This is a genomic window from Eionea flava, from assembly GCF_055393785.1.
This window is the reverse complement of sequence record NZ_AP036018.1, coordinates 2,424,231-2,449,560: the sequence shown is the minus strand read 5'-3', so window position 1 is coordinate 2,449,560 and position 25,330 is coordinate 2,424,231. Positions and strand designations below refer to the sequence as shown.

The following is a 25,330-nucleotide window of genomic DNA, read 5'->3' as shown; positions in this document are numbered from 1 at the left end:
CGTTTACATGGCCTTTTATTTTGTGGGTCGCTATTTTAACCTAATAATTGTCGCTATAATAGACATCATAATTAAGGCGTTTTTATTAATGTTAGTATAAAACCCTACGCTTTCAAAAGAGGATGTTTCTGTGAATAGTATGATGTTAGTCACATTGTTTGGCCCGAAAAATACCGATGCTTTGGCGGTTGTTGGCCAATTAGCCGATGCGCACTCTGCCACATTAAGGGATGTGCAACAAACACGAACCACAACACGATATTCTTTGCATGCCTTATTTGATATCAAATTATCAGATGATAAAAGCAACGACTACCATCGCTTGTTTGATGATTTATCGGCGGCAATTCGTGCTTATGCACAGGAAAACCAATGTGAAGTCAGTATTGATAGCGTATTAGCACAAGATACGACCTGTTCTGCGCAGCCGGCTTACCGTTTGTTGTTGATGGGTGAGACGATCTCTTTGGCTGATATTTCTGCAGTCAATGCAGTTGCTAGCGAATTTTCTTTATCTTTTGAAACCATTCAATGGTTGTCAGACGGTGACATGATTGAGCAAGAGAGCCATTCATTTTTTGTTGTGGAGTGCCTAGCATCCACGCCCCCAAGCGATGAGAGTGGTTTGCGACAGGCATTGTTGCAGTTATCACAAGAGCGCTCGCTTGACCTTCATTTGCAAAAAAATGGTTATGATAGCCGTCATCGCCGTTTAGTTTGTTTTGATATGGACTCCACGCTAATAGATGCTGAAGTTATTGATGAGTTAGCAAAAGAAATAGGCGTTGGTGATAAAGTCGCAGCGATTACTGAGTCGGCTATGCGCGGTGATATTGCTTTTGATGAGAGTTTTCGTCAGCGTATGGCGCTTTTAGAGGGGCTTGATGAATCGGTCTTGGCTTCTATAGCGAGTCGCTTGAAATTAAATCCTGGTGTTGAAAAGCTTTTTGTTAATCTCAATAAGCGGGGCTATAAAACGGCCATATTATCTGGCGGGTTTGATTATTTTGGCCGTTATTTACAGCAAAAGTTGGGCGTTGATTATGTGTATGCAAACAATTTAGATATTGTTGATGGCAAAGTCACGGGCAAGGTTTCTGGCGATATTGTTAATGGGGAACGTAAGGCTGAACTGTTAAAAATGCTGGCCGAAAAAGAAGGCTTGCGTCTATCGGAAGTGGTCGCAATAGGTGATGGTGCTAATGATCTGCTTATGCTCGATACTGCGGGTATGGGGGTAGCTTTTCGTGCTAAGCCTCGAGTTAAGGCCGCCGCAAAATTTAATGTGAGTTATCTTGGGCTTGATAGCGTTTTGTATCTTATGGGATTTAACGCTGTTGATATCGATGAGTAACTTATCCAATATCAATAGCGTTAAACCGGTTAGTCTTCGCTAGAAAACTCGTAGTTCATTTCATTGGTGGGGGCTTGTAAATAGTTACCCTGAATGTTGTGTACGCCAAGCTGCCAGAGTTTCGATAAAATACTGGCTTTTTCAATATGAGGAATGGTCGTCACTTTTCCTTTCTCGTGCAGAGCTTGGACGAGTTCTTCTAGGTCTTTACTGTTTTCTGGATTGTCTTGTAGTTCTTTGGCAAGTGCGCCATCAATTTTAATATGTTGATTGTCGATGTGTTCTAGAGTGGTCAATGGCTCTATGGCGGCGCTACCAAAGTTAGTGATGCTAAATTCTATGCCTAATTTCTTGGCGGCTTCGGTGAATTGTTTGGTTACAGTGATTTGTTGTATCACATCGGCTTCCTTTACCTGAAATACAATCGATGATGGCTGTACTTTTGCTGCATCAAGAGCCACTTTTACCCAGTTGAGTAAGCCATTATCCTGTAAGGTAGAAGCGGTTAAATTAATGAAGTGTTGTGTATTATTGGTTGCTCGCTGTAAGTGTTTGATCGACTCTAAAATAACCCAGCGGTCAATCTTGTTGCTTAATCCTAGCTCTTCAGCGGTGGCTAAAAATTTTGGTGGTGATAACTCTTCACCATCAATATTCATGCGCAGTAGTATTTCATAGCGTTCTATTTCTTCACCGCGCAGGCTAATAATAGGCTGAAAGAGTAGAGAAAGATCATTGTTAGTTAGTGCTTTTTTAATGGTGCTGGCGAGTAGGCCATCCTCACTTGTTTTTTTCTGGAAGAGTAAAGCGCCGTTGCCATCTTGTGACTTGCGCAATTCTTCTATGGATTTTAGAGCGTGATGAATAAGGGTTTGAGAACTTTTTGTGGCTTCATTAATTAAACAAATACCTACGCTAAGGGTAAATTGAAGCGATTTGTTATCGACTTCGAAAAAGTGTTCGGTAATTTCTTGACACAGTATTTCTGCATTCTTAATAAGCTTTTCTGCATCGTGTTCGTCAGAAATAACGGCAAATGTATGATCGGATACACGAGCAATAAAGTTTTCTCCGTCATAGTGCTTTTTAATAAAGACGGCAATGTTTTTCAGTAACTTGTCGGCATCAGTGATGCTTAATACATTTTTTACTTTTTTAGAAAAGCGATCGACATCGATAAGTATAAATGACTGCTGTATTTCTTCTTGGGTGACAATGTCGACGGTTTTTTCGATTTCTTCAATCAGGGCAGTTCGGTTGTAAAGTCCAGTGAGCGCATCAGTGTATTTAATATTTTGGAGTTCCGCTTCCATTAATACGCTATTTTCTACTTGAGTATGACAAATGAGTTGGGTGCAGGCTTCTTCTTCGTACTCACCTAGGAGTAGGTCGGCTGTGATCGATTTTTCCTGTCCATCAGGCAGTAACGCAGTAAATTTTATCGTGTTATTGTCTTCGTTCACCTGTAAGGTAAAATCTTTTAGCGTTTTTTTTATGTGTTGATGCTCGTCCTCTTTGATCGTATCCATGATGGGCATAAATTCAATGTCATCCCTACCATTAAAACCTAGCATTTCTGCATAAGAGTCATTGGCATAGAGATACATTCCGTCTTGCACAAAAGCGATACCTTCGCGAGAGCTATCTAACAGCCGTTGATTTTTTCTTTCTATTTCTTTCAACTTTCGTTCAGTGACTCGAGTGAGCTTTCGCTGCCGACGATTTTCAAGTTCGCGGTTAATGATGAGTAATAAATGTTGGTCATCATCTATCTGTGCAACATCTGCTGCGCCTAGTTTCATGCCATCAACGACAGACTTATTGCTTGACTCGTTAGTTAACAGAATGACGGGGATATCCCGTTCGAATTTTCTTATATGGCGGATAATAATCGCAGGAGAAAGGCTCTTTGCATCGTCGTAGGTGATTAGCAAGTCCCAGTTTTGATCTTCTAGTGCCTTAATTAGCGTGTCTTCGGTGTTAATGTGTTGGGCACGACATGGGTTGCCTGCATTGTGTAGCATGCTACTTAAACGTTGCGCTTCTTGCGGCGAGTCGTGAACAATAATAAGGCGAAAAGAGGAAGAGGGTAGATTCATAAGCTTATCAAATACGTTATCAATTATACGCCTATAATACCTGTAACGACCGATGCTTGCTATGCGCTAAGTCGCATAAATAGCTCTATTCATTTATTGGCTTTTTAACCCATGAGTGAAGTTTTTGAGGGCTCTTCAGATACTTCTCGCACTAATTTAGGAACAAGGTAGCCTGACAGTCTTGCTGTTACTCCGGCGAGTAATTCTTTTGCTGTCATATCGTCGATAGCAAAATGTGCACTTCCTTGTACTTTGTCGAGCACATGTAAGTAGTAAGGTAGTACGCCGGCTTCAAAGAGGCTTTCGCTGAGTTGTGCCTGGTCGGCGACGGTATCGTTCACCCCCTTTAATAACACGGCTTGGTTAAGTAGTGTGATTCCTGACTCACGCATACGTTGAATATTGCGTCGTAATGCGTTGTCGTTGAGTTCATTGGCATGATTGCTATGCAATACCATGATGGTTTGTAAGCGTGTTGATGTCATCCAGTGAAGGCATTCGTCGGTTATTCGGTCTGGAATAACAATAGGCAGGCGGGTATGAATACGTAGGCGTTGAATATGAGGAATGTCGGCAATTTGTTGGGTTAGCCATAGTAGCTGCTTATCGTTCGACGCTAATGGGTCGCCACCGGAAAAAATCACTTCGCTGATAGTGTGGTCATTGCGAATATGGGTGATGACCTCTCCCCATTGTGCTCGGCTAAGTTTATGCTCTTCATAAGGGAAGTGGCGACGAAAACAGTAGCGGCAATTAACCGCACAATGCCCGTTCACCATTAGCAATACTCGACCGTGATATTTATGAATGAGCCCGTTAAGGTCGCCAGATTGCTCGCCAACCGGATCAGTAGAATACCCCGGTGTTATTATGCTCTCCGCTCCCACAGGCAATACTTGTTGTAGCAAGGGGTCGTTAATGTCGCCTTTTTTCATCCGTGCAACAAATGATAAGGGAACGCGTAATGGAAAGAGTGTGGCTGCTTGCATTGCCGCGGGTAAATACCCAGCGTCTAAGTTGAGTTTGGCCAATAATTTTGCGGGGTCACTAATGGTTTGCTGTAGTTGTTCTTGCCAACAGGTGACTTTCTCTGTCCCCTCGTCGTGATCACTGCCGATTAATTGTTGATCTTTATTGTTAATAGCCTGCCATGTCGTAGCGGTTCGATGTATCATTGCGGTTTCAATATTTGATGAATTTGAGGAAATAATGGGTAATTATTCTACCAGTGAATTTCGTAGTGGGTTAAAAGTCATGCTTGATGGTGAACCATGCGCCATTTTGGATAACGAGTTCGTTAAACCCGGAAAAGGGCAGGCATTTAACCGTGTTAAGTTACGTAACCTTAACACGGGGCGCGTATGGGAACGTACGTTTAAATCCGGTGAATCATTAGAAGGCGCCGATGTAATGGATCAAGATATGGAATACCTCTACACCGATGGTGAGTTTTGGTATTTTATGGATCCGGTGAGCTTCGAGCAGTTTCCTGCAGATCAAAAAGCAGTAGGTGACTCTTACAAATGGCTTAAAGAACAAGAACAAGTGGTTGTTACTTTATACAATGGTTCACCGCTAGCGATCACTCCGCCCAACCATGTCGAGCTAGAAATAGCAGAAACAGACCCTGGGTTAAAAGGCGATACAGCGCAGGGTGGCACTAAGCCTGCCACATTAGTCACCGGTGCGACGGTCAAAGTCCCCCTATTTTTGTGCACGGGTGAGGTTATTCGTGTTGATACGCGCACCGGCGAGTATTTGAGTCGCGCTAAGGATAGTTAATGGCTTGGCAGCCATCAGCATCGTTGTCTGTGCTGCAACAGCGGGCAGCGATGTATCAGCAGTTAAGAGCATTTTTTAGTGAGCGACAGGTGTTGGAAGTCGAAGTCCCCGTTCTGGGTGACTATGCCACGGTTGACCCTTTTATCGATAGTTTGCAGAGCGATGTCATGGGGCAAACGGCTTTCTTGCAAACGTCTCCAGAGTTTTTTCTTAAACGCCTATTGGCGGCCTATCAGCACGACATCTATTCATTAGGTAAAGCTTTTCGACAAGGCGAGCGCGGTCGTCGTCATCGCCCTGAATTTACCATGTTAGAGTGGTATCGAGTGGGCTGGACGGAGCAGCGCTTAATCAATGAAGTGGGTGAATTACTCGCGCTTTTTTTCCCTGATAAGCCCATCAGTCGTTACACTTACGCCGATCTTTTTAGCGACGTCCTATTGCTGAACCCTCATCAAGCGACAGTAGACGAATTGTCGTCATGTGTACGGCATGTGCTGGGCCATACCGTTGACGACGGTGTAATCAATAGTGATAAAAACACTTTACTGGACCTTCTCTTTACGCATTGTGTTGAGCCTCACTTGCCTTTGGGTATTGTTGCGATTAGCGATTACCCTGCCTCACAAGCCGCTTTAGCAAGGCGTGGCCATAATGATAATGGACAGTTAGTGGCTAAGCGCTTCGAAGTGTATGTTGATCGTATCGAGCTCGCCAATGGTTATTGGGAGCTTAATGATGGCAATGAGCAGCAGCAACGTTTTCAGGACGACCTTGCCTATCGGCAAGCCCATCAGTTACCTAAATTACCTTACGATGAATACTTGGTGAGTGCTTTGAAAGAAGGCGAGATGCCGGATTGTGCAGGCGTTGCCTTAGGTATTGATCGCTTGCTTATGTGCTGGCTCGATAAAAGTGACATCAGAGAGGTGGTGAGCTTCTAGCTTTCCTCTCTGTTGTCTAACTTTCAACGATGCTATTTTATGTGGGTTCAACGCTAATGTGTGCTGTTTTTACAGCGTAACTCTTGGCACATATCTAGTGCGGGTTGAGATGTCGCTGATTCGCCAATGACTTTCGCAGGCACACCTGCAACAACACTATGCGCGGGCACTGGGTGTAGAACGACACTACCAGAGCTGACATGCGCGCCTTCGCCGACTTCAATATTGCCTAGTATTTTTGATCCTGCACCAATTAATACGCCTTGGTGTATTTTTGGATGGCGATCACCACACTCTTTGCCTGTACCCCCTAAAGTGACGGATTGCATAATAGAAACGTTATCGTCTATTACCGCTGTTTCGCCAATCACAATGCCTGTGGCGTGGTCTAACATAATGCCTTTACCAATTTTGGCGGCAGGATGAATATCGACACCAAAAGCCATAGAAATATGATTTTGTAAAAACGCTGCAAGTTGTCGCCGTTGATTCTGCCATAACCAGTGTGCAACTCGATAGGCCTGCAAAGCATGAAAACCTTTATAAAACAGGAAGGGTGTCGATAGGCACTCACAGGCAGAGTCACGCTCGTAGGTGGCGACAATATCCGCACGCATCGCTTGGCTAATGGTGTCAGAAGACTGAACGGCCTCCTCAATAATTTCTCTAATCAGTAAGGCGGATGCGGTAGGGCTATCTAACTTACTGGCGAGATGGTAGCTAAGAGCATCCTCTAAACTATCGTGATTGAGAATGGTCGCGTGTAAGAAACTGGCAAGTACCGGTTCTTCTTGTGCTTGCTCTTGCGACGTTTTACGCATCATTTCCCATACGGGATCGTTATTGCTCATAGTGGTTTGTATATCTACGTTATTGGTGTGATGGTTTTTCACGCATGTTTGGCGTGCATTCTCTAGGTGGTACGCTTGTGGAAAAGCATCATACCAATGAAAAGTTGAGCACCTCAAGCATCAATGTTCGTTATAGCCAACGCAAAGCGGGTTCTTGTAGTGCAGATAATTGCTCACGCAATTCTAAAATATGCTCGGCCCAATAACGTTCGGTATTGAACCATGGAAAGTTGTGTGGGAATGCCGGATCTTCCCAGCGCCGAGCCAACCATGCACTGTAATGCATAATCCGTAATGTGCGTAGGCTTTCAATGAGGGTGATTTCTGCCGGGTTGAAGTCGCAAAATTCAGTGTAACCTTCAAGCACATCGGCGAGTTGAATACAGCGTTGCTGGTAATCGCCAGAGAGCATCATCCATAAGTCTTGAATGGCTGGGCCATTGCGAGCATCGTCAAAATCGACAAAATGAGCGCTATCATCGCGCCATAAAATATTACCACCGTGGCAATCGCCATGTAGACGAACAGGGTTATAGTCAATCGATCCAAAAACATCTTGGACACGGCTGAGCAAATCGTTACTCAGCGTTTCGTAGGCAATATGTAACTCCTTGGGGATCATATTGCTGGCGAGTAAAAACTCACGGCTGGCGATGCCGTAACTGTCAATATCAACCGTGGGGCGATGGGTAAATAGTGTTGCTTTACCTAAGTTATGTACACGCCCTAGAAAGCGGCCTAATATTTCTAAATGGTCACCATTGTCCAGGGAGGGTGCCTGTCCTCCACGGCGGGGATATACGCTAAAACGGTAACCCGCGTGTTCGTGTAAGGTGCTGTCTTGTATGGTGAGCGGTGGCACAACAGGGATATCAATATCGACTAAGGCTTGAGTGAACTGGTGCTCCTCCAAGATTTGTTCATTGCTCCATCGAAGCGGGCGATAAAATTTGGCGATTAATGGTTCTCCGTCCTCTATGCCGACTTGGTAAACGCGGTTCTCATAACTATTCAGTGCGAGAATGCGAGCATCGCTGTAAAACCCGAGTTGTTCAACTGCATCCATTACGCAGTCGGGTGTTAGGTTATGGTATGTCGTTTCTAGCACGTGTGTTTCCAAGGTTGGATGGTAGGCGCTAAGGAGATTAAAACATCCGCTGGCAGATTGCGACTGGTTACTGATTTATTTTAGAGACCCGTGGTGCATTCTAAAATCTCGAACAAAAAAGCAGGTTGTTTCTTCATCAACCCGCTTTTCTGTTCTATGAATGCAAATTTAGCTCAGAATGCACCACAGGTTTTAGAGATAAAACTATGGTGGCTATTTTGTAGTGAATCAACCTTAACGAGAAGGGTGTGAGCACAGGGGGTATGCATAGAGTTGCTAGTGATACTATAAACTGTCAAAATTAATCATTAAAACGAACCTTCTAAGGTTGGTTTATCCAGATTCTTTGCGAATCCAGTTAATCGCGCAATAAAAGAGCGCAGTAAAAAGAGTGTAAAAATGGCTGCTTCATTTACCTTTTCGAGTTTTTCAATCCGTTTCGTATTAGCATTGACGTTAGTGATGTTAACGTTTAACCCGACAGGCTATTCTTTTTATCACTTGGCTGTGACACAAATATCTCCCACACAAGAAGCTCTCGTATCGCTACCGGTGCTATTGCTTTGTGGTATTTTGCTCGCTATTGCTTGGGTGATTTATATGCGAGCGACATTACGCTCGCTTGGCCCTGTTGGTATTAGCTTAGTGGCAGCACTATTTGCCTGTGTTATCTGGGTATTAGTGGATCTGAAGTGGCTAGTGTTACAAGGGATCGTTTTTCAGTATGTAGTGTTGGTTATTGTTGCTTTAGTGCTTGGTATCGGTATGTCATGGTCGCATGTTCGTCGACGCATTTCTGGTCAAGCCGATATGGATGACGTTGATCAATAACTTATACAAGCTGGGGCAATGATAATTCTTGCTCTTTCTCGAGTGACGTTCCCATGTAGCGCTTGCGGCGCTTGTCTTTAAGTTTTTGTAAGTCGGTGAGTACCAGACCGTCAACACAAGCATTAAACTCGGGGTCTACACCAAAATCTAAAAAGTGAACCCCACCCTCTTCGAATAATTCCGTGTATTGTTTATAGAGTGTTGGTATGGCAACGCCCATATTATTCATTACACTTTTTAAGCGCGAAAAATCTTCTTTGTAATTATTTCCTGCGAAAATATCTATTGTTGTTTGTGGTAGATCATAACGTATGTTTGCTGAGGCTAGGTGCGTGCTGTGAGAAAAATATAGCTGATAAAAGTGCACCAATATATCTTTTGCCGTTGTTGGTAAATTGTCGCTTAGAGATACTGGCCCAAATAAATAACGATATTGTGGTCGGTGTGTTAAAAAAGCACCAATGCCATACCATAAATAATCTAAACTACGCTTACCCCAATATTTTGGTTGAACAAAACTTCTTCCTAGCTCTAAACCTTGTTCAAAATAAGGTTCCATTTTGGGGGTGTAGTTAAAGAGTGTCTCACTATAAAGTTTGTGACTCTTTTGAGCTAGCTTAGTGGCATCGCCTAGACGGTAAGCGCCAACGATCTCTAAGTCATGGTTATCCCATAAGATAATGTGAAAATATGTTGTGTCGTATTGGTCAATATCTCTACGCCGATAAGTCCCTTCGCCGACGGCGCGAAAAGCAATTTCTCGAAGGCGCCCAATCTCTCGCAAAATTGGTGAGCTATCGCTGTGCTTGTATAAATAAATGTCTTTGCCGTCGTGAGTACTGCCTAACTTTTCACAGGTACGTATTGCTTGTGATAATGCTTGGCGATTTTCTGGCATAGCAATGGCTTTTTGTGTAGTAAAAATGACACGCCTATTTTGGCCGACACGATATAAGTGTTTACGTAATAATTTAACCTTTTGATGTTCGGCGATAGAGCTGTTGTTATAGCTGTCATAAGGAATAATCTCGCCAATACGAATGGGAAGATGCTTAGTGCTTTGTTTAAACATCTCGCGCGCGAGCATTAATGTTGCTAGTGGCTTATATACCATCGATAGTGTGTAAAATAAGGGAGAGTTTTTTCCATCGATATAAATTGGCAGTAGGGGTGATTGGGTGTTGGATGCTATACGCAAAAATCCGTTATGCCAACGGCTATCGCGAACGCCTTGAGGTTTGAGGCGAGAGACTTCCCCAGCCGGAAAAATGATCACAGCCCCATCATTTTGAAGATGTGAGTAAATCTTATGTAATTGTGCTTTATCTATGTTCCCCGAGCGACTATTGATCGGTAAAAGTAACGTATCCAATGGTGTAATTGACGCTAACATATCATTGGCAACTACTTTAATATCACGCCGTACTTCGCTCACTAGTTTGATTAATGCTAAGCCATCTAGTGATCCAATGGGATGATTTGCCATAATGACGACTTTCCCTTGTGAGGGAATATTCTCTTTTTCGGTGTCGCGTGAAGAATAGCTAAAGCAAAAATATTCTAAAATTTGCTCAACAAAATCAAAGCCTTTAAGGTGAGGGTAAGATTGCGAAAATTGATTGATTTCTCGCTCTTTTAATAAATAACGTAAAAAAATGCTTGTTGGCTTTTTTAACCAAGGGCGACGAGATAAAGCGGGGTAGTGTTTCTCAATAATGTCATTGGCGGTCAGCATTTGGGTAGTCACCATGGATTATTATCATTTGGGTGAAAGAACATTTGAATGTATTAAGCGGCTTCGTTAACTTTGATTTTTTTAGGAAGTAACCGTAACGAGGGTGATGTTTTTTTTGCCAATTCCTCCGCCCAAAAAACTAAGCGAATAGTCACTACTGTCCCACAGTTTGAAATCATAAGACCAACCTCATTTGAGGTTGGTCTTTTTGTTTAGGAGGAGGACTTGGATCAAGTATCTCTCTCAAGGCTTTTCGTTCAAATAAATTGAGTTGGATCACCCGAAGAATGCGCTGCACTGTCCACCCTTTCTTTGCTGAATGCCGAGCAAAAGCGAGTAGTAAATAGGTAATCATTGCTATCCAAATTTGTGTCAATATGGCGTTTTTTGATAAGCCTAAAAACGCTTTGATTTGTAAGTTTTGCTTAATCGCTTTGAAGAATAATTCGACTTGCCAGCGGTCTTTGTAAATGGCAGCAATCGTACTCGCCGCCAGTATTAAATTGTTGGTTAAAAACGTATAGAACTTACCGCTATTTTTGTCTCGGTAGCCTATCCGTCGTAGCGTAGGCGCACCGCGTTTGATGGCGTGAGCACTGCTCAGCTGAATAACTTGATCACTTGAAACGCCTTTCTTTTTGTTGACTTCTCTGCGCTCTAACACGCGGTAAACGGCTTTAGATCGTAGGCGCGTTACGAACGATACACCTTGCTGTGTAAGACTTCCAAACCATTGGTAGTCCACATACCCCTTATCAAAAGCAACAATGCTTCCTTTTGGAAAGGTGAATTCTCTACCTTTAACCATATCATTTTCGTTGCCATCACTCAGTGCGACAAACTCAGGCATCAGTGTTCCATGGTTCAAGCCCACGCTGAGTTTTACATTAGCGGTATCATCTCGATGAGCTGCCCAAGGAAACAGTTTTAGTGAGAGATCAATCGCACTTGCATCCAGTGAATACAATGGATTTTTGAAACGGAATTTGTGCTGGCCGGATTGGTTTTTACAGCGATTCAGTAGTTTATAAAAAAGTGCTTCGTAGAGTTCTGCAGGTTGATTGGCATTTAATCGAGATAGCGTTGATTTTGAAACGGGTTTTGCACCCAAGTGATACAGCTTATCCTGTTGAGATTCTAAATTAGATTGAATATCTCGTAGGCTTTGGCGGCCAGATAGCTGCGACATCGCCATACCAATAAACTGATCCCAGCGAGTGGCCGACCTTAATTTTTGCCCTACATGATGCTTTTTAGCAAGCCCTTCAAATTCATGTCTAGATAATGGTTTTAGTAACTGATGAAATGCGGTGTTATGATGTGACAAAGCCTGAACCCCTTTGTTAGTAATGTTTTCTTCGCAGAATCATTATAACAAGTGAGGTTCAGGCTTTCTTATCTAGATCAAACTGTGGGACAGTAGTGAGCGAATAGTGCCTTTTTTGTCCTCTGTTAAAGCCGAACAATTTTCTACCCAGTCGCCATCATTATAGTAAGTGATACCATCAATGGTTGTGACTTCTGGATGATGAATATGTCCGCAGACAATACCATCAACATTGTCTTTTTTGGCGCGTGCTATAGCGGCACCTCGGTATCGGGCAATGGCTTCGTTGGCTCCGCGAATGCGGGTTTTAATATGACCTGCCAGTGACCAGTAAGGATAACCATGTTTAACACGTATAGCGTTGTACCAGCGATTGATAAAGAGTAATAAGTCATAACCTTTGTCACCTATCCATGATTGAGTGCGACCAAAACAAACTTCGCTATCAAATTGATCTCCGTGTAATAGCAATAATTTTTTTCCATCAGCAGTGGTGTGAATATATTCACGATGAATTTCTACATGGCCAAACGCCATTTGATCGTATTTTTGTGCAGGCTCGTCATGGTTGCCCGGGAGATAGATAACACGTGTTTTATGCCCAGCGTTATCGCCATCGGGTAATGAAAGTAGTTTATGAAAAAGTGTGTTGTGAGATTCTGGCCAGCAAAATTGCTTGCTAAGAGCCCATAGATCAACAATGTCACCGACTAAGTACAAGGTATCAATCGTGTTGTTGTCTAAAAAATTAATTAAGTAGTCTGCTTTACAGTCTTTACACCCAAGATGAATATCAGATAGCCAAACTGTACGATAATGCGTCTTTTCTTTCATAAGGTGCGTTCATAAAGATAACAATAGAATAACGCTAGAGTAAGAGCTGTAGATGACACTTTTGTGAAGTGTGTATGACAAAATGATGACTATTCGTCAAAGAAATTTCGCGTATAGATCTAAAAAAACACCATCAAGGCTGGCGTTAATGCGCACCGTTTGATCAGTAATAGGGTGAGTGAATTGAAGTGCCGTTGCTGCAAGTAGTAAGCGATGGCAGTCAAAATGATGTTTAAAAAAATTGTTGTGTTTACTTTTTCCGTATTTCGGATCGCCAATAATAGGGTGGCTAAGGTGTTTTAAATGCTTGCGCAATTGATGTTTTCTGCCGGTTTGGGGTGACAACTCAACCAGAGAATATCGACTCGTAGGAAATTGATCAACGGCATAGTCAACTTCTAGTGTGCCTAGGCGACGATAGTGAGTAACCGCATGCTGAGGTGTTTTGAGTGCTATTCGTTTTTTATCCTGCTTAAAATCGGCGGTGGGTTTAATGGCGTGATCAATGACACCCTCCTCGTTAATATAGCCTCTGACAATTGCGTTATAGGTTTTTTTGATGGTGTGCTCTTCAAATTGTTTACCCATTAATTGTGCAATTTGAGGTGATAACCCAAATAATAAAACCCCGGATGTGGGCCTATCTAAGCGATGTAAGGGGTATACCCATTGACCTATTTGGTCGCGTAATATTTGCATGGCATAGTGTGTTTCATGTTTATCAATCGGACTTTTATGAACGAGTAAGCCTGCTGGTTTATTGATGGCGATGAGATACTCATCTTGATAAATAATGGATAGAGGAGCGTCAGGCATTTTAAGGATAGGGGTATCAAGGACAGGATGGCTAATCATTGGGCTTGGCTGAGGTTTTTTGAGTGGCCCCTGAGGCATTAGTTGAAAAGGCATTTTTAGCAGTTTCACAGGCGTCACCAGAAATAACTGTATCGGCCAGCTTGCTAGCAAGTAATGATAAACCTCCGGTTGAAATAGCAGCCCCAATATTGAGTAAAGATTTAGCGGTACCTTTACCGCTCACGCCAACGCTAGGCTGTGTTAAAGTGCCTTGAATCGCAACAAATTTAGCCAGACTGGCTAGATCAATTCCTACACCTTCTCTCGCTTTTGGATTAATTCCTAGATTTATTTTTTCGCTGGCTAGATCAATATTACCATTGGCCACAATGACCATTTTTGATGTTTTGATCGCAATAGAATCATCAAATAACATTTTTCCGTCAACGATATTTGATTTAATGACCGCACATTCTAAATTGGTGGTCTTGGTGCTTTTATAAAACGGGTTAATGGTATTGATTAACTTCAAAAAAATATCTGAGCCAATCAGCTCAAACGTGTTGTTGGCGATGACACCGTCGGTAGTCGTAAGCAGTATATTACCTTGAAGTTGGCTAGCTAACGCTTGAGTAGAATTGCCCGAACTATTTAGTGATAGACTTAAATCAGTTTTTCCTCCACTCAACGATTCCTTTGAAACGAGCGCCAATTGTTCAAGAATAATATTCTTAGCGCTAGCATCAATGGCTATAGAGAGAGTGTCTTTTGTGTTGTCGAGTGAGATATCAATAGTACTATTGCCCCCAGCAATATTCTCTATTTGGCTCTTGAGTTGCAGCTTATTTTTATCTGTAGTGACACGATTGTTGACGTTTCTAATTAATACATTGCCATCACGAACTACCTTGGCGATATTCAGTTGCCCATCAGTCTTAAGTGTATCTAGCCAACCTGTCGGGAGTAGTTCGTCAGAAAATAGTGATTCTTTTTTGACTGTTGTTGGATTGGCGGCTGTCGACTGCTTCGTTGTTGTGTTTGGCGGAGTGCCGGGCAGAGTAATCTGTGTTGAATCAAGATCAAATGTCATGGCATAAAGGTAGTTTACCTTTTCGTTGAGGTGGGCTGTGATGTTTCCGTTTAGATCTGAGCCTGCTGCACGCAATGCAATATCGCTAAGTGTGAGTTTTTCATCTTTGAGTAAAAGCTGAGTCTGTAAGCTATCAAGAAATACTTCGTTGTTGTATACCACTTCGCCAATTTTTATAGCGCCCGTTGCGGTCACCTTACGTGCTTTCTCTATCAGTGAGTGAATGTCGGTACTGCTATCGTTATTAGCGGTACGGTTTTTTTCAGACGGTGGAATCACTAGCCGATTAGATGTAATGTCGAAGGTGATATCACGTAGGTCGGTCATGTCTTTGTTGAAAACGGCCGACAGACTACCGGTAATATCCGATGTCTTAGCATTAATAGAAAAATCGTTTAGTGCTAGTGTATTTTTTTGGAGACGTAGCTGAGATTGTGAATCAAAGGGTAGCAGTTTTTCTATCTCTTTTTTCTGTTGTTTCGCTGCTTGTGATCGTGCAATGAGCGGAAAGCGGTTAAGTGCAGCGCTCAAGGTTATTTCTTGCCCCATCCATCCATTAATATTTATTTTTCCTTTGGCTGTTATTTTGGCATCTGTTTTTTTGCTACTTGCGGTATCCCCTAAGGTTATATGTACCTCCCCATCAATGTCTGCCCCTTCGGTAACCGTGTCCAGTAGGGTCCAATCGCTGGTTGCTAAAATGGACTGTTTGATTGAAAAATCATTAGCTAACGCAAGGTCTACTTTGGCGCTATGTTCTTGTCGAATTCGTTGCGAACCGCCTGCATCCTCGAAAATAATACGAGAGCGAAGAGCGGTAATATCACCTTGGCTAAGTTGTATTTTTTCGGCATCAAAAACCAGTGTTAACGGAGTAAATTGCGACAGGGATGACCAGTCAATACGAGGTTCTTGCTTAGACGTTGTTAATTGATTAGATGATGGTGCCTGTTGTTGTGATGAGCGGGTGTCATCACTATTTTTCGCGGCAGTAATCGCTCGTAAATCTAGCGTGGGAAGGCTGAGTGCGATTTCAGGTATGCCATTATTGATCGTTGATAATAGCGTGCCCTCTATTGGCATAGTGATATTGTTTTGTTGGTAAGTCAGCGAAAAGGCAAGCCCTTGCTCTTCGGGTTTTAATGCTTCTGGCCGGCGCAGGTAATCGAGCTGAGTGGATGTCGAATCATCAATAGTGACGTTAATGTTAGTAACAGCGATGTTCGCTTTTTGTAAGATATTGTGCAAGTCACCGATATTGGGCGCTGAGAATTCTGAGGGTGCTTCTAATTGAGAGGAGGTCAATTGGTTGAGGTGAATAACGCCACTCTCAGCGCGCACAGTCCACTCTTGGCTATCCTTTCTTAGTGACTCCCATGAGGTGGAAAAGCTGAAGCTGCTGAGAGTAGCGGCTTCAGCTTCACTATTATCGACTTGCACGTCGATCATATAAACACTCGGTGTGCGCAGGTCAATCGCTACCTTTTCTGCAGTGACTCGATAAGGGCTAATATAAGGCGCTAATGATAATAATGATTGAGGGGAATATTGTAGTAATGCTAAGCCGCTGATAATCAGCAAAAAAAACAGTAAGGCAATCCCGATAACGGTGTTAAGCAGCAAGCGCATGAGTCGATAATCCCGAGAAGTATTTTTTGTAAGACATTCAGCGAGGGAGGGTAGTCGCTATAAGAAAGTATGTCAAAAAAGCGTACCGTACCAGTACGCGGGATTGGTTATACGGTTGCATTTACTGTTTTTACGTAACCCACCGATACACTTGGAATGTCAGCATTGTAAGCGATGATAGCGTGCCGACTAGAGGTATCCACCTAGGAAATGTTACCCCGTCAAAAGAGGAGGAGAGTGTTGTGCATGAAGGTTTTTTGAGCTTCCATAAAGCACTATTGACGAAAAAGAAAACAATAAAGACGATGGTGCTTGTTAGTTTGGCTAACGTTTCCATAGGAAAAAATAGGGCCAATAAGAGTACTGCGACAGCCACTACAGCAGTTGAAAAAATGGGTGTTTTTGTTCTAGCTGAAAGGGTGGATAGCTTTCCAAGAGAGGGCAGTAAACGGTTGGCTGCCATACCATAAACTACCCGAGACGCCATAATAATTTGCACGAGCGCGCCGTTTATCCCTGCCAGAACGCTGATGGCCCATAGTGTTGTATGCGCATATACAGGTTGGTGGCTCACCAATAGTGTGAGAGGGGTATTACTTTTTTCAAGTGTATCAATGGGCACACTGAGTACAGCTATCGTAGCAATGACAATGTACAGTAACGTTGACAGCCCAATACTCCAAAAAATAGCTTTAGGCATATTGGTTTTTACATCGCGCACTTCCTCTGCAATATTGACCATGTCTTCAAAGCCAATGAAGGCATAAAATGCCAAAAAAGAGCCTGCGAGCAAGCCGACCCAGTAAAAATCATTGTCGGATCCCGACGGAATAATTTCCTTCCAGCGCATACTCAGTTCTTGTAGTGCATCTACATTCACAACACATATGTATAGTAGTGCGCCGACTTCTATGACGGTAATGAGCATAATTAGCTTTGCAGACTGACTGATGCCCCAGATAGCTATTAGTGTCATGCCGATCACTAAAAAAATAATAATAAGCGCAGAAGAGAGTGGTAGTACATCATATAAAAAACGAGCGGTGGCGACGGCCAACGTCGCAGAAGACACAACGCCTGTAAAAATAACTAAAATGCCAACGATAGCGGCTAGCAAATTGTTATTAAAACCTTTTGATACATAAAAAGACTCACCTGCGCTGACAGGGTAACGTGCGGATAATTCCGAAAATGAGCAGGCACTCAGCGCCGCGATTATCCCTGCCAAAGCAAACGACAGGGGCATAGACATCCCCGCTTCACTGGCGACCTTACCTAGCAGGGCATAGATGCCACCGCCAACAATGGTGCCTAGCCCATAAAATGTTAATAAAGTTAAGCTAATCTTTTTCGTAAAAGATGCTCTCTTTTCCAAAATACTCCCCATAATTTGATCGTTTGATGAATAGTAAGGTAGTTGAATATATCCAAGGCTTCTTTGATCGAAATCAAATAGTGCGCGAAACTTTTGATGTTTTATAGGTGTTGGTGGGAGAGGGCGATAACGTTTCTCTCGAGGCTAATTTTACTAGTGAGGTGATATTGTGTTGACATCAATTAATACCATCCTGTGCGCGGTAGACTTGAACGCAGATACAGATCTAACAACATTATTCATGACAATGAGTTTGGCTGAAAAATATCAGGCGCAAGTAACCGTGCTGCATGTAATCGAGCCTATCGATGCGAGTATCTATGCGTGGGGTTCAATGGAAGCTTGGGACGAGATCGAGAAAAATGCGTTAGATCGTGCGCTGGCAGCAATTGATGAACAGGTTAGCCAATTTTGCGATAAAGAGCTGGCGCAGGGTGAAAATACCCATCTTCCTGACGTGAAAGTTATTCAAGGTCATGTTGCCAAGTCAATACTAGGTTGTGCAGACGACATAAATGCAGACGTTATTATCATGGGGTCAAATGGACATAATGTCATTGGTGGGCTTCTTTTAGGTTCGGTGGCGGATAAGGTTATTCGTAGTAGTTCGAGACCGGTGTTACTGGTGCCAATACTCGCTGCTTAGTAATCCTAAGTATTTATATTGAGGTTAAGTAGCGCGTTATGATTTCATTTAAAGTCAATTTACGTCGTGAGGTGATACATGTTAACGACTATCAATACTATATTGTGTGCGGTGAATTTTAATGATGATACGAGTTCAGAATTGTTATCCATGGGCTTAAGTTTGTCCGAAAAATATCAAGCAAAAGTGACGCTGCTAAATGTAGTGCGGCCTGTAGATGCGAGTGTCTTCTATGGTGGTTCGATAGAGCTATGGGATGAAATCGAAGAAAATACATTAAGCCGAGCTAAATCCGAGTTAGAGAATTTAGCGAATGATTTTTTTGACCAAAGAGCAATAAAGGAAGAGGCAATCACTCGGCCTAATGTTGAAATAATCAAAGGTCACGCTGCCGAGTCGATAGTAAAATACGCAGATATAATAAATGCAGGCATGATCATTATGGGTTCAAATGCTCATAGTGCAATTGGTCAGTTTCTTTTGGGGTCGGTTGCAGATAGAGTTATGCGTACCAGTAAAAGACCCGTATTGCTCGTACCAGTCAGCGGCTAATACGCTGTTGTGTGGGAGAGTGGGGGATGCCTGGACAGGCTCGAACGGTCGACCTGCCTGAATGTATAGAGAGTTGAGTCGGATGCTCTAAGAGGTGTTTGTAAAGAATGGTGGGCCCGGACAGACTCGAGCTGTCGACCTGCCTGAATGTATAGAGAGTTGAGTCGGATGCTCTAAGAAGTGTTTGTAAAGAATGGTGGGCCCGGACAGACTCGAACTGTCGACCTGCCTGAATGTATAGAGAGTTGAGTCGGATGCTCTAAGAAGTGTTTGTAAAGAATGGTGGGCCCGGACAGACTCGAACTGTCGACCTGCCGATTATGAGTCGGATGCTCTAACCAACTGAGCTACGGGCCCTGAACTGGATCTTTTGTTCTCTAGCGGCATCGCGTGCTCACTTCTTTCGGTCATGTACTTGATGTACATTCCCTCAATGCGTTGCGCGGCTCTTTGCTAGAAAACAAAACCTCTGCGTTCAGTCTTTTGTGATTACAGAGTTATTTTACTTAATGTTTTGCACTTGCACTGTATTTAATAAGCAGTGAGGCGAAACAAAAACACCTCTCTTTCGAGAGGCGCGTATCATACCGATTTTTTCTTATTCGTCCAACTTACTCGTCTAAAAAACTTCTTAAATGATCTGAACGACTAGGGTGGCGTAGTTTGCGTAGTGCTTTGGCTTCGATCTGGCGAATACGCTCACGGGTTACATCAAACTGCTTGCCCACTTCTTCGAGGGTATGGTCGGTGTTCATGTCGATACCAAAGCGCATGCGAAGTACTTTAGCCTCTCGTGCGGTAAGGCCAGATAGTACGTCGCGTGTAGACTCGGTTAAGCCAACATCGGTTGCAGATTCCACAGGAGAAGTAATAGTGTTGTCTTCGATAAAGTCGCCTAGGTGCGAGTCTTCGTCATCACCAATGGGGGTTTCCATCGAGATGGGCTCTTTGGCGATTTTTAAGACTTTGCGCACTTTCTCTTCAGGCATTTCCATGCGTTCGCCTAACTCTTCAGGCGTAGGCTCGCGCCCCATTTCCTGTAACATTTGACGAGAAATACGATTGAGCTTGTTGATCGTTTCGATCATGTGTACCGGAATACGAATGGTGCGCGCCTGATCGGCAATGGAGCGTGTGATGGCCTGACGAATCCACCAAGTTGCATAGGTTGAAAACTTGTAACCGCGGCGGTATTCAAACTTGTCGACGGCTTTCATGAGACCGATATTGCCTTCTTGGATCAGGTCAAGGAATTGTAAGCCGCGATTGGTGTATTTTTTCGCAATCGAAATAACCAAGCGTAAATTAGCTTCTACCATTTCTTTCTTGGCGCGACGTGCGCGTGCTTCACCAATAGACATGCGTCGATTGATCTCTTTAATCATTGCAAGCTCAAGGCCGACGCTCTCTTGTATATGGTTAAGTTTGCGTTGCGAGCGCAGAATTTCTTCTTTAACCACGATAAGGTTGGCCGAGTAGTCACGCTTTTTCTCAATGACTTCCGGGATCCAATCTAGGTTGATTTCATTGCCGGGAAATTCTTTGATGAACGTTTTGCGTGGCATTCTCGCGGTGCGCACGCACAACGATAGGATGTTGCGTTCTTCTCTGCGGACATCGTCGAGTACATCGCGTGCCTTGTAGTACATAGGATCAAATTGGCGAGGGGGGAGTTTGAAAAATTTAACGATGTCGCCTAGCTCAGATAGTTCCTTATCTGCTTCTTTGCTTGTTCTGCCATGTTTTTTGATCACTTTGTCTGTTTTGGCAAGTTGCTTTTTAAGTGCGCCAAAACGCTCGTTAACTTCTTCTGGATCTAGTCCGGTATCTGTTTCTTCGTCATCGTCATCACTGTCGGTGTTTTTGGCGGCAGAGGGGCCAGCGGCAGGAACGTCGTCGGCGGGGTCTAGCCAGCCAGCGATCAGATCAGGAATACGTCGCTCTTCTTTGGCGAGAAGATCAAATTCATTGATTAGCCCTTGAACAACTTCTGGCCAGCAGGCTAAGGCGTGCATCAGGTCACGGGTACCTTCTTCGATGCGTTTAGCAATGGCAATTTCGCCCTCGCGGGTCAGTAACTCAACGGTACCCATTTCGCGCATATACATACGTACGGGATCGGTTGTGCGTCCAGCTTCGGTTTCTACGGCGGCAAGTGCAGCCGCCGCTTCAGCAGAGGCAATCTCATCGGCAGACGAGTCGCCATCGGTCATCAATATTTCTTCGGCATCGGGCGCGGTTTCATACACGCGAATCCCCATGTCGTTAATCATTTGAATAATGTCTTCGACCTGATCAGGATCAGAAATATCTTCAGGTAAATGGTCGTTAACGTCGGCATAGGTTAGGTAACCTTGCTCTTTACCTCGGGCGATCAGTAGTTTGATGCGAGATTCTTGCTTGTTGTCTGACATGCACGCTCCGGTTGCGCAGGGTATTTCTAAGTTATATTCGCAGTTGACTGGAACTGAATTGACCAATCGGGTCGCTGTTATACACTATTCGAGATACTGATTAGAAGTTTTAGGCTAAACCCGTAATTATAGACGATTTCTTACTTTTTATGCTAGGGCTTAACGTTCTAGTAAGGATATAAAGTGGGGCGTTTTTTACAAAAATCAACAGTTTATGTGGGGTTAATTAGCGCGAGCTGCGATGGCTTTCAAATATAGCTGTTTTTCGGCGGCTGACCATTCGTGACTAGGCTTATTGTTAAGTTGCTCGATGATGTTATCGCAGTCTCGTTGCTGCTGTTGTTGCGTGAGTAATTGGATTGCATCAACGAGCTCTTGCTGCGGATTAAAGCTCTGTTTTTCGTCGGTGTGTGTGAGGTCGTTTGCGTGGTAAAAAATAGCCGCTTTGTCAGCGAGTTTTTGTAGCTGGTTACTGTCATCTGCACCATAAGTGCCTTGCCAATGGCCGATAATCTGGCTGCGAGTAAACTCAGGTCGTTGCTGTAGTAAATCAATAAGATTAACTAACATGGTGACGGATTTTTCATTGCTGTGTCTCAGGTCGTCTAGATGTAATTCATTCAGACTGCTGGCGGCGTTAGGCTGAAAGAGCAATAGACTTAGCGCTTGATGCGCGAGCTGGTGAGAAGATCCCGTTTGAGCTTGAGGATTCTTCAGGCGGTCGCTGCTTAGAGTGTGTGCCTGACTTGAGCTTTCGTTGTTGTAGCTGGGTGTTTCAAAATAGTGGTTGTCATCACTATATGAATAATCGTGAGTTGAGTATTGATTACTGTGCGAGTGTTCGTTATTAATTGAGTCGGGTGAATGTGATGTATGTGAGTGTTGGCTAGCAGGGGTTTGAGAGCCTGTGCTGACGCTTTGCTGTACCGCTTGTTTTGTATCGGTTTGTGTTGGTGATTGAGGTGGCTCTTGAGGTAATTCTTCTAGTAACCGCATTAGTGCATCAACACTCAATTGTGTGCGGTTGGCGAGCTGGTTGAACATGAGTTCTCGGTATACTCCACGAGGGAGTTGGTCTAGCATGGGAGCGGCCATTTTACATAAGCGTGCACGGCCTTCCATGGTTTGAGTGTCGACCGTTTGTCCTAGCTCTTCAAATAAGAATTGTTCAAGTGGCGATGCGCCTTCGATAAGTCGAGTGAATTTGTCTTCACCTACTTGGCGCACAAGGGTGTCGGGATCTTCGCCTTCGGGCAGATATAAAAATTTAATTTGGCGACCATCTTCCATGGCCGCGAGTGAGTTTTCCATCGCGCGTCTAGCCGCTTTGCGGCCTGCTTCATCACCATCAAAACAAAATACCACTTCATTGGTATATTTAAAGGCAATGCGCAAATGCTCTTCGCTGCAGGCAGTGCCGAGTGTGGCTACACCATAACGAATGCCATATTGGGCGAGTGCTACCACATCCATATAGCCTTCTACGACGAGTACACGGGGCAGTTGTCGGTAAGCCTGGCGCGCTTCATAAAGGCCGTAAAGTTCTTTGCCTTTGAAAAAAATGGGGGTTTCGGGGGAGTTGAGGTATTTGGGTTTTTCGTCATTAAGAACCCGGCCGCCGAATCCAATCACGCGTCCACGACTATCGCGAATAGGGAACATGATACGTTCACGGAAGCGGTCATAGAGACGGTTTTTTTCCTCGTTGCGAATGAGCATGCCGCCATCAAGCAGTAAGTCTTGTCTTTCATTAGAGGTAGCGAGGGTTTTAATTAAATTATCCCAACCCGCTGGAGCGTAACCAATACCGAACTCTTTGGCTATTTGGCCGCTTAAACCGCGATTTTTTAGGTAATTAACAGGCGTGCTTTTTTTGGGGTGTTCTCGCAGTTGTTCTTGGTAATAATCATTGGCCTGTTCCATCAGGCTAAAGAGTAGTTTACGTGCTTTTTCTTTAGCTTCGTTGGCTGCGCGCTTTTGAGGGTCTTTGGTTTGTTCTCTAGGCACTTCAACACCGGCCACCTTGGCAAGGCTTTCTACTGTCTCGGGAAAGCTTAGGCGTTCATAATCCATCACAAAGCCAATAGCATTACCGCTTGCGCCGCAACCAAAGCAATAATAAAACTGTTTGTCGGGGCTGACGCTAAAAGAGGGCGTTTTTTCGTCGTGAAAGGGGCAGCAGGCAGAATAGTTTTTGCCGGTTTTTTTGAGTTTTACACGGCTATCTATCACATCGACAATGTCGACGCGTTCGAGTAGGTCATCAATAAAAGGTTGAGGGATAGAGCCGGCCATAGCGTTGAAGTTTACCGCCTACAGAGAAGACTTAACAGAAAAAACGACACCTTTATGACACGGGCATCTGTTGCGCTAAGTGTTTGCAAGATAACGCTGAATATTGATGGCACGGGTGAACATGTCCTCAGAATCAAAGGTTTTGGCTAATAGCATGGCGCCTTCTAAATTGGCTAATAAGCCGATCGCTTTATCTTCGGCTAGATCAATCCTGTGATGTAGCATTAGGTCGGTTAGCCATTGAATTTGTGCTTCAAAAAATTGCCTTGTTGCTGTTTGCACTTCCTTGGGTAGCACCTCCGACTCGGCGGCAAATAATCCACATAAGCACATTTTTTGATCATTTTTAATGGCGTGGTAGAACAATGCGGTATAACTACTGAGCTGTTCTTCTAGCCCTTTGTCGGTATCGCTAATGGCTTGTAAGTGGCCGTTAAATTTTTCGGTATAGCGCTTTGCGAGTTCAGTGGCTAAGTCTGTTTTTGTGGGGAAGTGGTAGTGGATGCTAGCGCTTTTAATACCGATATCTTTGGCGATTTCGCGAAAGCTAAACCCGTGGTAGCCCCCAGTGCGCGCTTGGTTTTCCGCTGACTGAATAATGCGTTCAATGGTGTCTGAAGACATTAGTCCCCCTTAGTAATAGACAGATTATTGGTTGTGCGTTTTGAGTTCAATGATAACGGTATTGTAGCATGCAACATCTACCTATCGAGAGGTAGATGTTGACAGCTAATGAGTGGGTGGTTATTATTTAAATCTACCTATCGGAAGATAGGTAGATTTAAATAATGGTGCTAGCAGGCTTTATTGTTTGATTTTATGGCTTGGTTGGTTAGGCGATTGATAAAAATAGAGTGAGAAATGTAATGAAATCATCAGTGGCGTTAATAGTGGGTGGGTCAAGTGGTATGGGTAAGGCGATTGCCGAGCGTTTGTTGGCGCAGGGGAATGCGGTCATCTTATTGGCAAGAAATGAATCTTCTTTGCAGGCTGTGCAGCAAGCGTTAATGGCCGGCTATCCGGGGGCGGTGATCGATACGGTGTCGGTTGATCTTTATGATTCTCAGCAAGTTGAATCATTGATTGCCGGTATAGAAAAAGATGAGCGTCATATTCGTTATCTGGTCAATGCGGCAGGATATTTTAAGCCGGTGAGTTTTTTGGAACACACACAGATTGATTATGATCAGCAGATGGATATGAATAAATCTTTCTTTTTTATCACGCAGGCGGTGGCAAAAAATATGAAGCATCATGGCGAGGGTGCTATTGTGAATATTGGTTCAATGTGGGCGCATCAAGCGGTCAAAGCTACGCCATCATCCGCGTACTCAATGCAAAAAGCAGGTTTACATGCGCTAACGCAGCACCTCGCGATGGAGCTTGCAGGCGACGGTATTCGAGCAAATGCCGTTGCGCCCGCAGTTGTACTAACGGACATTTATCAATCTTTTATTGAAAAAGAGAAGATTGAAGAAACGCTACAAGGCTTTAATGCCTTTCATCCGATTGGGCGTATTGGCTCGGTTGATGATGTGGCTAATGCTGCAGAGTTTTTGTTGTCAGATAAAGCGGGCTGGATTACAGGTACCGTCGTTGATGTTGATGGCGGTGTGATGGCCGGTCGTAATTAATTCGCCGGTTTTGTTATTTAGGCGCTTGCCGCTCA

21 protein-coding genes and 1 tRNA gene are annotated in these 25,330 nt (G+C 43.8%); 7 read left to right on the top strand and 15 right to left on the bottom strand.

All coding sequences use genetic code 11. The features are described from left to right. The first annotated feature begins 139 nt into the window (after nt 1-139). Nucleotides 140-1,354 carry a phosphoserine phosphatase SerB gene (gene serB / locus ACZ5O6_RS10615; protein WP_447091598.1) on the top strand — a complete coding sequence of 405 codons (1,215 nt, stop codon included), beginning with the start codon at nt 140-142 and terminating at the stop codon, nt 1,352-1,354. 29 nt (nt 1,355-1,383) lie between these two features. Here serB and ACZ5O6_RS10610 read toward each other — a convergent pair whose 3' ends face one another. Continuing rightward, nucleotides 1,384-3,453 carry an EAL domain-containing response regulator gene (locus tag ACZ5O6_RS10610; RefSeq protein ID WP_447091587.1) on the bottom strand — a complete coding sequence of 690 codons (2,070 nt, stop codon included), beginning with the start codon at nt 3,451-3,453 and terminating at the stop codon, nt 1,384-1,386. Between the two features lie 104 nt (nt 3,454-3,557). After that, entirely contained in the window at nt 3,558-4,628 is a 1,071-nt protein-coding gene (gene epmB, locus ACZ5O6_RS10605; protein WP_447091588.1) for an EF-P beta-lysylation protein EpmB, read from the bottom strand. A gap of 34 nt (nt 4,629-4,662) precedes the next feature. Between epmB and efp the strand changes: the two genes are divergently transcribed. Further along, complete coding sequence (gene efp, locus ACZ5O6_RS10600) at nt 4,663-5,235, top strand: elongation factor P (RefSeq protein WP_447091589.1); 573 nt, start codon at nt 4,663-4,665, stop codon at nt 5,233-5,235. Next, entirely contained in the window at nt 5,235-6,179 is a 945-nt protein-coding gene (epmA, locus tag ACZ5O6_RS10595) for an EF-P lysine aminoacylase EpmA (protein ID WP_447091590.1), read from the top strand. Before efp ends, epmA begins: the two co-directional genes overlap by 1 nt. Before the next feature lie 53 nt (nt 6,180-6,232). On the opposite strand, the gene cysE is transcribed toward epmA, so the two are convergent. Together cysE and ACZ5O6_RS10585 are read right to left on the bottom strand one after the other, a co-directional pair. Then, nucleotides 6,233-7,030: a serine O-acetyltransferase gene (cysE, locus tag ACZ5O6_RS10590; protein WP_447091591.1), complete on the bottom strand. Its 798-nt coding sequence runs from the start codon at nt 7,028-7,030 to the stop codon at nt 6,233-6,235. Nucleotides 7,031-7,160: 130 nt separating this feature from the next. Continuing rightward, nucleotides 7,161-8,138, bottom strand: a complete 978-nt coding sequence (locus tag ACZ5O6_RS10585; RefSeq protein ID WP_447091592.1) for a serine/threonine protein kinase — start codon at nt 8,136-8,138, stop codon at nt 7,161-7,163. Between the two features lie 399 nt (nt 8,139-8,537). Between ACZ5O6_RS10585 and ACZ5O6_RS10580 the strand changes: the two genes are divergently transcribed. Next, nucleotides 8,538-8,969: a DUF6524 family protein gene (locus tag ACZ5O6_RS10580; protein ID WP_447091593.1), complete on the top strand. Its 432-nt coding sequence runs from the start codon at nt 8,538-8,540 to the stop codon at nt 8,967-8,969. Between the two features lies 1 nt (nt 8,970). Here ACZ5O6_RS10580 and olsF read toward each other — a convergent pair whose 3' ends face one another. The 7 genes from olsF to ACZ5O6_RS10545 all read right to left on the bottom strand — a co-directional run bounded on the left by olsF (nt 8,971) and on the right by ACZ5O6_RS10545 (nt 17,754). After that, complete coding sequence (olsF, locus tag ACZ5O6_RS10575) at nt 8,971-10,719, bottom strand: bifunctional ornithine lipid synthase OlsF (protein WP_447091594.1); 1,749 nt, start codon at nt 10,717-10,719, stop codon at nt 8,971-8,973. A 38-nt stretch (nt 10,720-10,757) separates the two neighbouring features. Then, the gene (locus tag ACZ5O6_RS10570) at nt 10,758-10,883 is read right to left on the bottom strand and encodes a hypothetical protein (RefSeq protein ID WP_447091595.1); all 126 of its coding nucleotides are present in this window, start codon (nt 10,881-10,883) and stop codon (nt 10,758-10,760) included. After that, nucleotides 10,880-12,031, bottom strand: a complete 1,152-nt coding sequence (locus ACZ5O6_RS10565; protein ID WP_447093036.1) for an IS4 family transposase — start codon at nt 12,029-12,031, stop codon at nt 10,880-10,882. Before ACZ5O6_RS10565 ends, ACZ5O6_RS10570 begins: the two co-directional genes overlap by 4 nt. Nucleotides 12,032-12,103: 72 nt before the next feature. Further along, nucleotides 12,104-12,865, bottom strand: coding sequence for a UDP-2,3-diacylglucosamine diphosphatase (locus ACZ5O6_RS10560; RefSeq protein ID WP_447091229.1), 762 nt, complete (start codon nt 12,863-12,865; stop codon nt 12,104-12,106). 96 nt (nt 12,866-12,961) lie between these two features. Then, on the bottom strand, nt 12,962-13,720 hold the full coding sequence (truC, locus tag ACZ5O6_RS10555; RefSeq protein WP_447091230.1) for a tRNA pseudouridine(65) synthase TruC: 759 nt from the start codon (nt 13,718-13,720) through the stop codon (nt 12,962-12,964). Beyond that, nucleotides 13,713-16,379 carry an AsmA family protein gene (locus ACZ5O6_RS10550; RefSeq protein ID WP_447091231.1) on the bottom strand — a complete coding sequence of 889 codons (2,667 nt, stop codon included), beginning with the start codon at nt 16,377-16,379 and terminating at the stop codon, nt 13,713-13,715. The genes truC and ACZ5O6_RS10550 overlap by 8 nt, the downstream gene beginning before the upstream one ends. Before the next feature lie 130 nt (nt 16,380-16,509). Continuing rightward, nucleotides 16,510-17,754, bottom strand: coding sequence for an APC family permease (locus ACZ5O6_RS10545; RefSeq protein ID WP_464283511.1), 1,245 nt, complete (start codon nt 17,752-17,754; stop codon nt 16,510-16,512). Nucleotides 17,755-17,923: 169 nt separating this feature from the next. Between ACZ5O6_RS10545 and ACZ5O6_RS10540 the strand changes: the two genes are divergently transcribed. Beyond that, entirely contained in the window at nt 17,924-18,400 is a 477-nt protein-coding gene (locus ACZ5O6_RS10540; protein ID WP_447091233.1) for a universal stress protein, read from the top strand. 78 nt (nt 18,401-18,478) lie between these two features. Beyond that, nucleotides 18,479-18,952 (top strand): universal stress protein, encoded by a 474-nt coding sequence (locus ACZ5O6_RS10535; RefSeq protein WP_447091234.1) that lies wholly within the window; start codon nt 18,479-18,481, stop codon nt 18,950-18,952. A gap of 280 nt (nt 18,953-19,232) precedes the next feature. Here ACZ5O6_RS10535 and ACZ5O6_RS10530 read toward each other — a convergent pair. The 4 genes from ACZ5O6_RS10530 to ACZ5O6_RS10515 form a co-directional block, all read right to left on the bottom strand. After that, a tRNA-Ile gene (locus ACZ5O6_RS10530) sits at nt 19,233-19,309 on the bottom strand. Nucleotides 19,310-19,563: 254 nt separating this feature from the next. Continuing rightward, nucleotides 19,564-21,366: an RNA polymerase sigma factor RpoD gene (gene rpoD / locus ACZ5O6_RS10525; RefSeq protein WP_447091235.1), complete on the bottom strand. Its 1,803-nt coding sequence runs from the start codon at nt 21,364-21,366 to the stop codon at nt 19,564-19,566. Between the two features lie 222 nt (nt 21,367-21,588). After that, nucleotides 21,589-23,661 carry a DNA primase gene (gene dnaG / locus ACZ5O6_RS10520; RefSeq protein ID WP_447091236.1) on the bottom strand — a complete coding sequence of 691 codons (2,073 nt, stop codon included), beginning with the start codon at nt 23,659-23,661 and terminating at the stop codon, nt 21,589-21,591. A 75-nt stretch (nt 23,662-23,736) separates the two neighbouring features. After that, a complete protein-coding gene (locus ACZ5O6_RS10515; RefSeq protein WP_447091237.1) occupies nt 23,737-24,285 on the bottom strand; it encodes a TetR/AcrR family transcriptional regulator in 549 nt (182 codons plus the stop codon). Nucleotides 24,286-24,527: 242 nt separating this feature from the next. Between ACZ5O6_RS10515 and ACZ5O6_RS10510 the strand changes: the two genes are divergently transcribed. Beyond that, nucleotides 24,528-25,295 carry an SDR family NAD(P)-dependent oxidoreductase gene (locus ACZ5O6_RS10510; RefSeq protein ID WP_447091238.1) on the top strand — a complete coding sequence of 256 codons (768 nt, stop codon included), beginning with the start codon at nt 24,528-24,530 and terminating at the stop codon, nt 25,293-25,295. Nucleotides 25,296-25,330 lie beyond the last annotated feature (35 nt).

Excerpts from the sequence above, each read along its gene's own strand:
- ACZ5O6_RS10510 (WP_447091238.1), top strand. The coding sequence starts at position 24,528 with ATGAAATCATCAGTGGCGTTAATAGTGGGTGGGTCAAGTGGTATGGGT.
- epmA (WP_447091590.1), top strand. The coding sequence starts at position 5,235 with ATGGCTTGGCAGCCATCAGCATCGTTGTCTGTGCTGCAACAGCGGGCA.
- epmB (WP_447091588.1), bottom strand. The coding sequence starts at position 4,628 with ATGATACATCGAACCGCTACGACATGGCAGGCTATTAACAATAAAGAT.
- olsF (WP_447091594.1), bottom strand. The coding sequence starts at position 10,719 with ATGGTGACTACCCAAATGCTGACCGCCAATGACATTATTGAGAAACAC.
- ACZ5O6_RS10515 (WP_447091237.1), bottom strand. The coding sequence starts at position 24,285 with ATGTCTTCAGACACCATTGAACGCATTATTCAGTCAGCGGAAAACCAA.
- cysE (WP_447091591.1), bottom strand. The coding sequence starts at position 7,030 with ATGAGCAATAACGATCCCGTATGGGAAATGATGCGTAAAACGTCGCAA.
- ACZ5O6_RS10550 (WP_447091231.1), bottom strand. The coding sequence starts at position 16,379 with ATGCGCTTGCTGCTTAACACCGTTATCGGGATTGCCTTACTGTTTTTT.
- ACZ5O6_RS10560 (WP_447091229.1), bottom strand. The coding sequence starts at position 12,865 with ATGAAAGAAAAGACGCATTATCGTACAGTTTGGCTATCTGATATTCAT.
- ACZ5O6_RS10535 (WP_447091234.1), top strand. The coding sequence starts at position 18,479 with ATGTTAACGACTATCAATACTATATTGTGTGCGGTGAATTTTAATGAT.
- dnaG (WP_447091236.1), bottom strand. The coding sequence starts at position 23,661 with ATGGCCGGCTCTATCCCTCAACCTTTTATTGATGACCTACTCGAACGC.
- serB (WP_447091598.1), top strand. The coding sequence starts at position 140 with ATGATGTTAGTCACATTGTTTGGCCCGAAAAATACCGATGCTTTGGCG.
- ACZ5O6_RS10570 (WP_447091595.1), bottom strand. The coding sequence starts at position 10,883 with ATGATTTCAAACTGTGGGACAGTAGTGACTATTCGCTTAGTTTTTTGG.
- truC (WP_447091230.1), bottom strand. The coding sequence starts at position 13,720 with ATGATTAGCCATCCTGTCCTTGATACCCCTATCCTTAAAATGCCTGAC.
- ACZ5O6_RS10610 (WP_447091587.1), bottom strand. The coding sequence starts at position 3,453 with ATGAATCTACCCTCTTCCTCTTTTCGCCTTATTATTGTTCACGACTCG.
- rpoD (WP_447091235.1), bottom strand. The coding sequence starts at position 21,366 with ATGTCAGACAACAAGCAAGAATCTCGCATCAAACTACTGATCGCCCGA.
- efp (WP_447091589.1), top strand. The coding sequence starts at position 4,663 with ATGGGTAATTATTCTACCAGTGAATTTCGTAGTGGGTTAAAAGTCATG.
- ACZ5O6_RS10580 (WP_447091593.1), top strand. The coding sequence starts at position 8,538 with ATGGCTGCTTCATTTACCTTTTCGAGTTTTTCAATCCGTTTCGTATTA.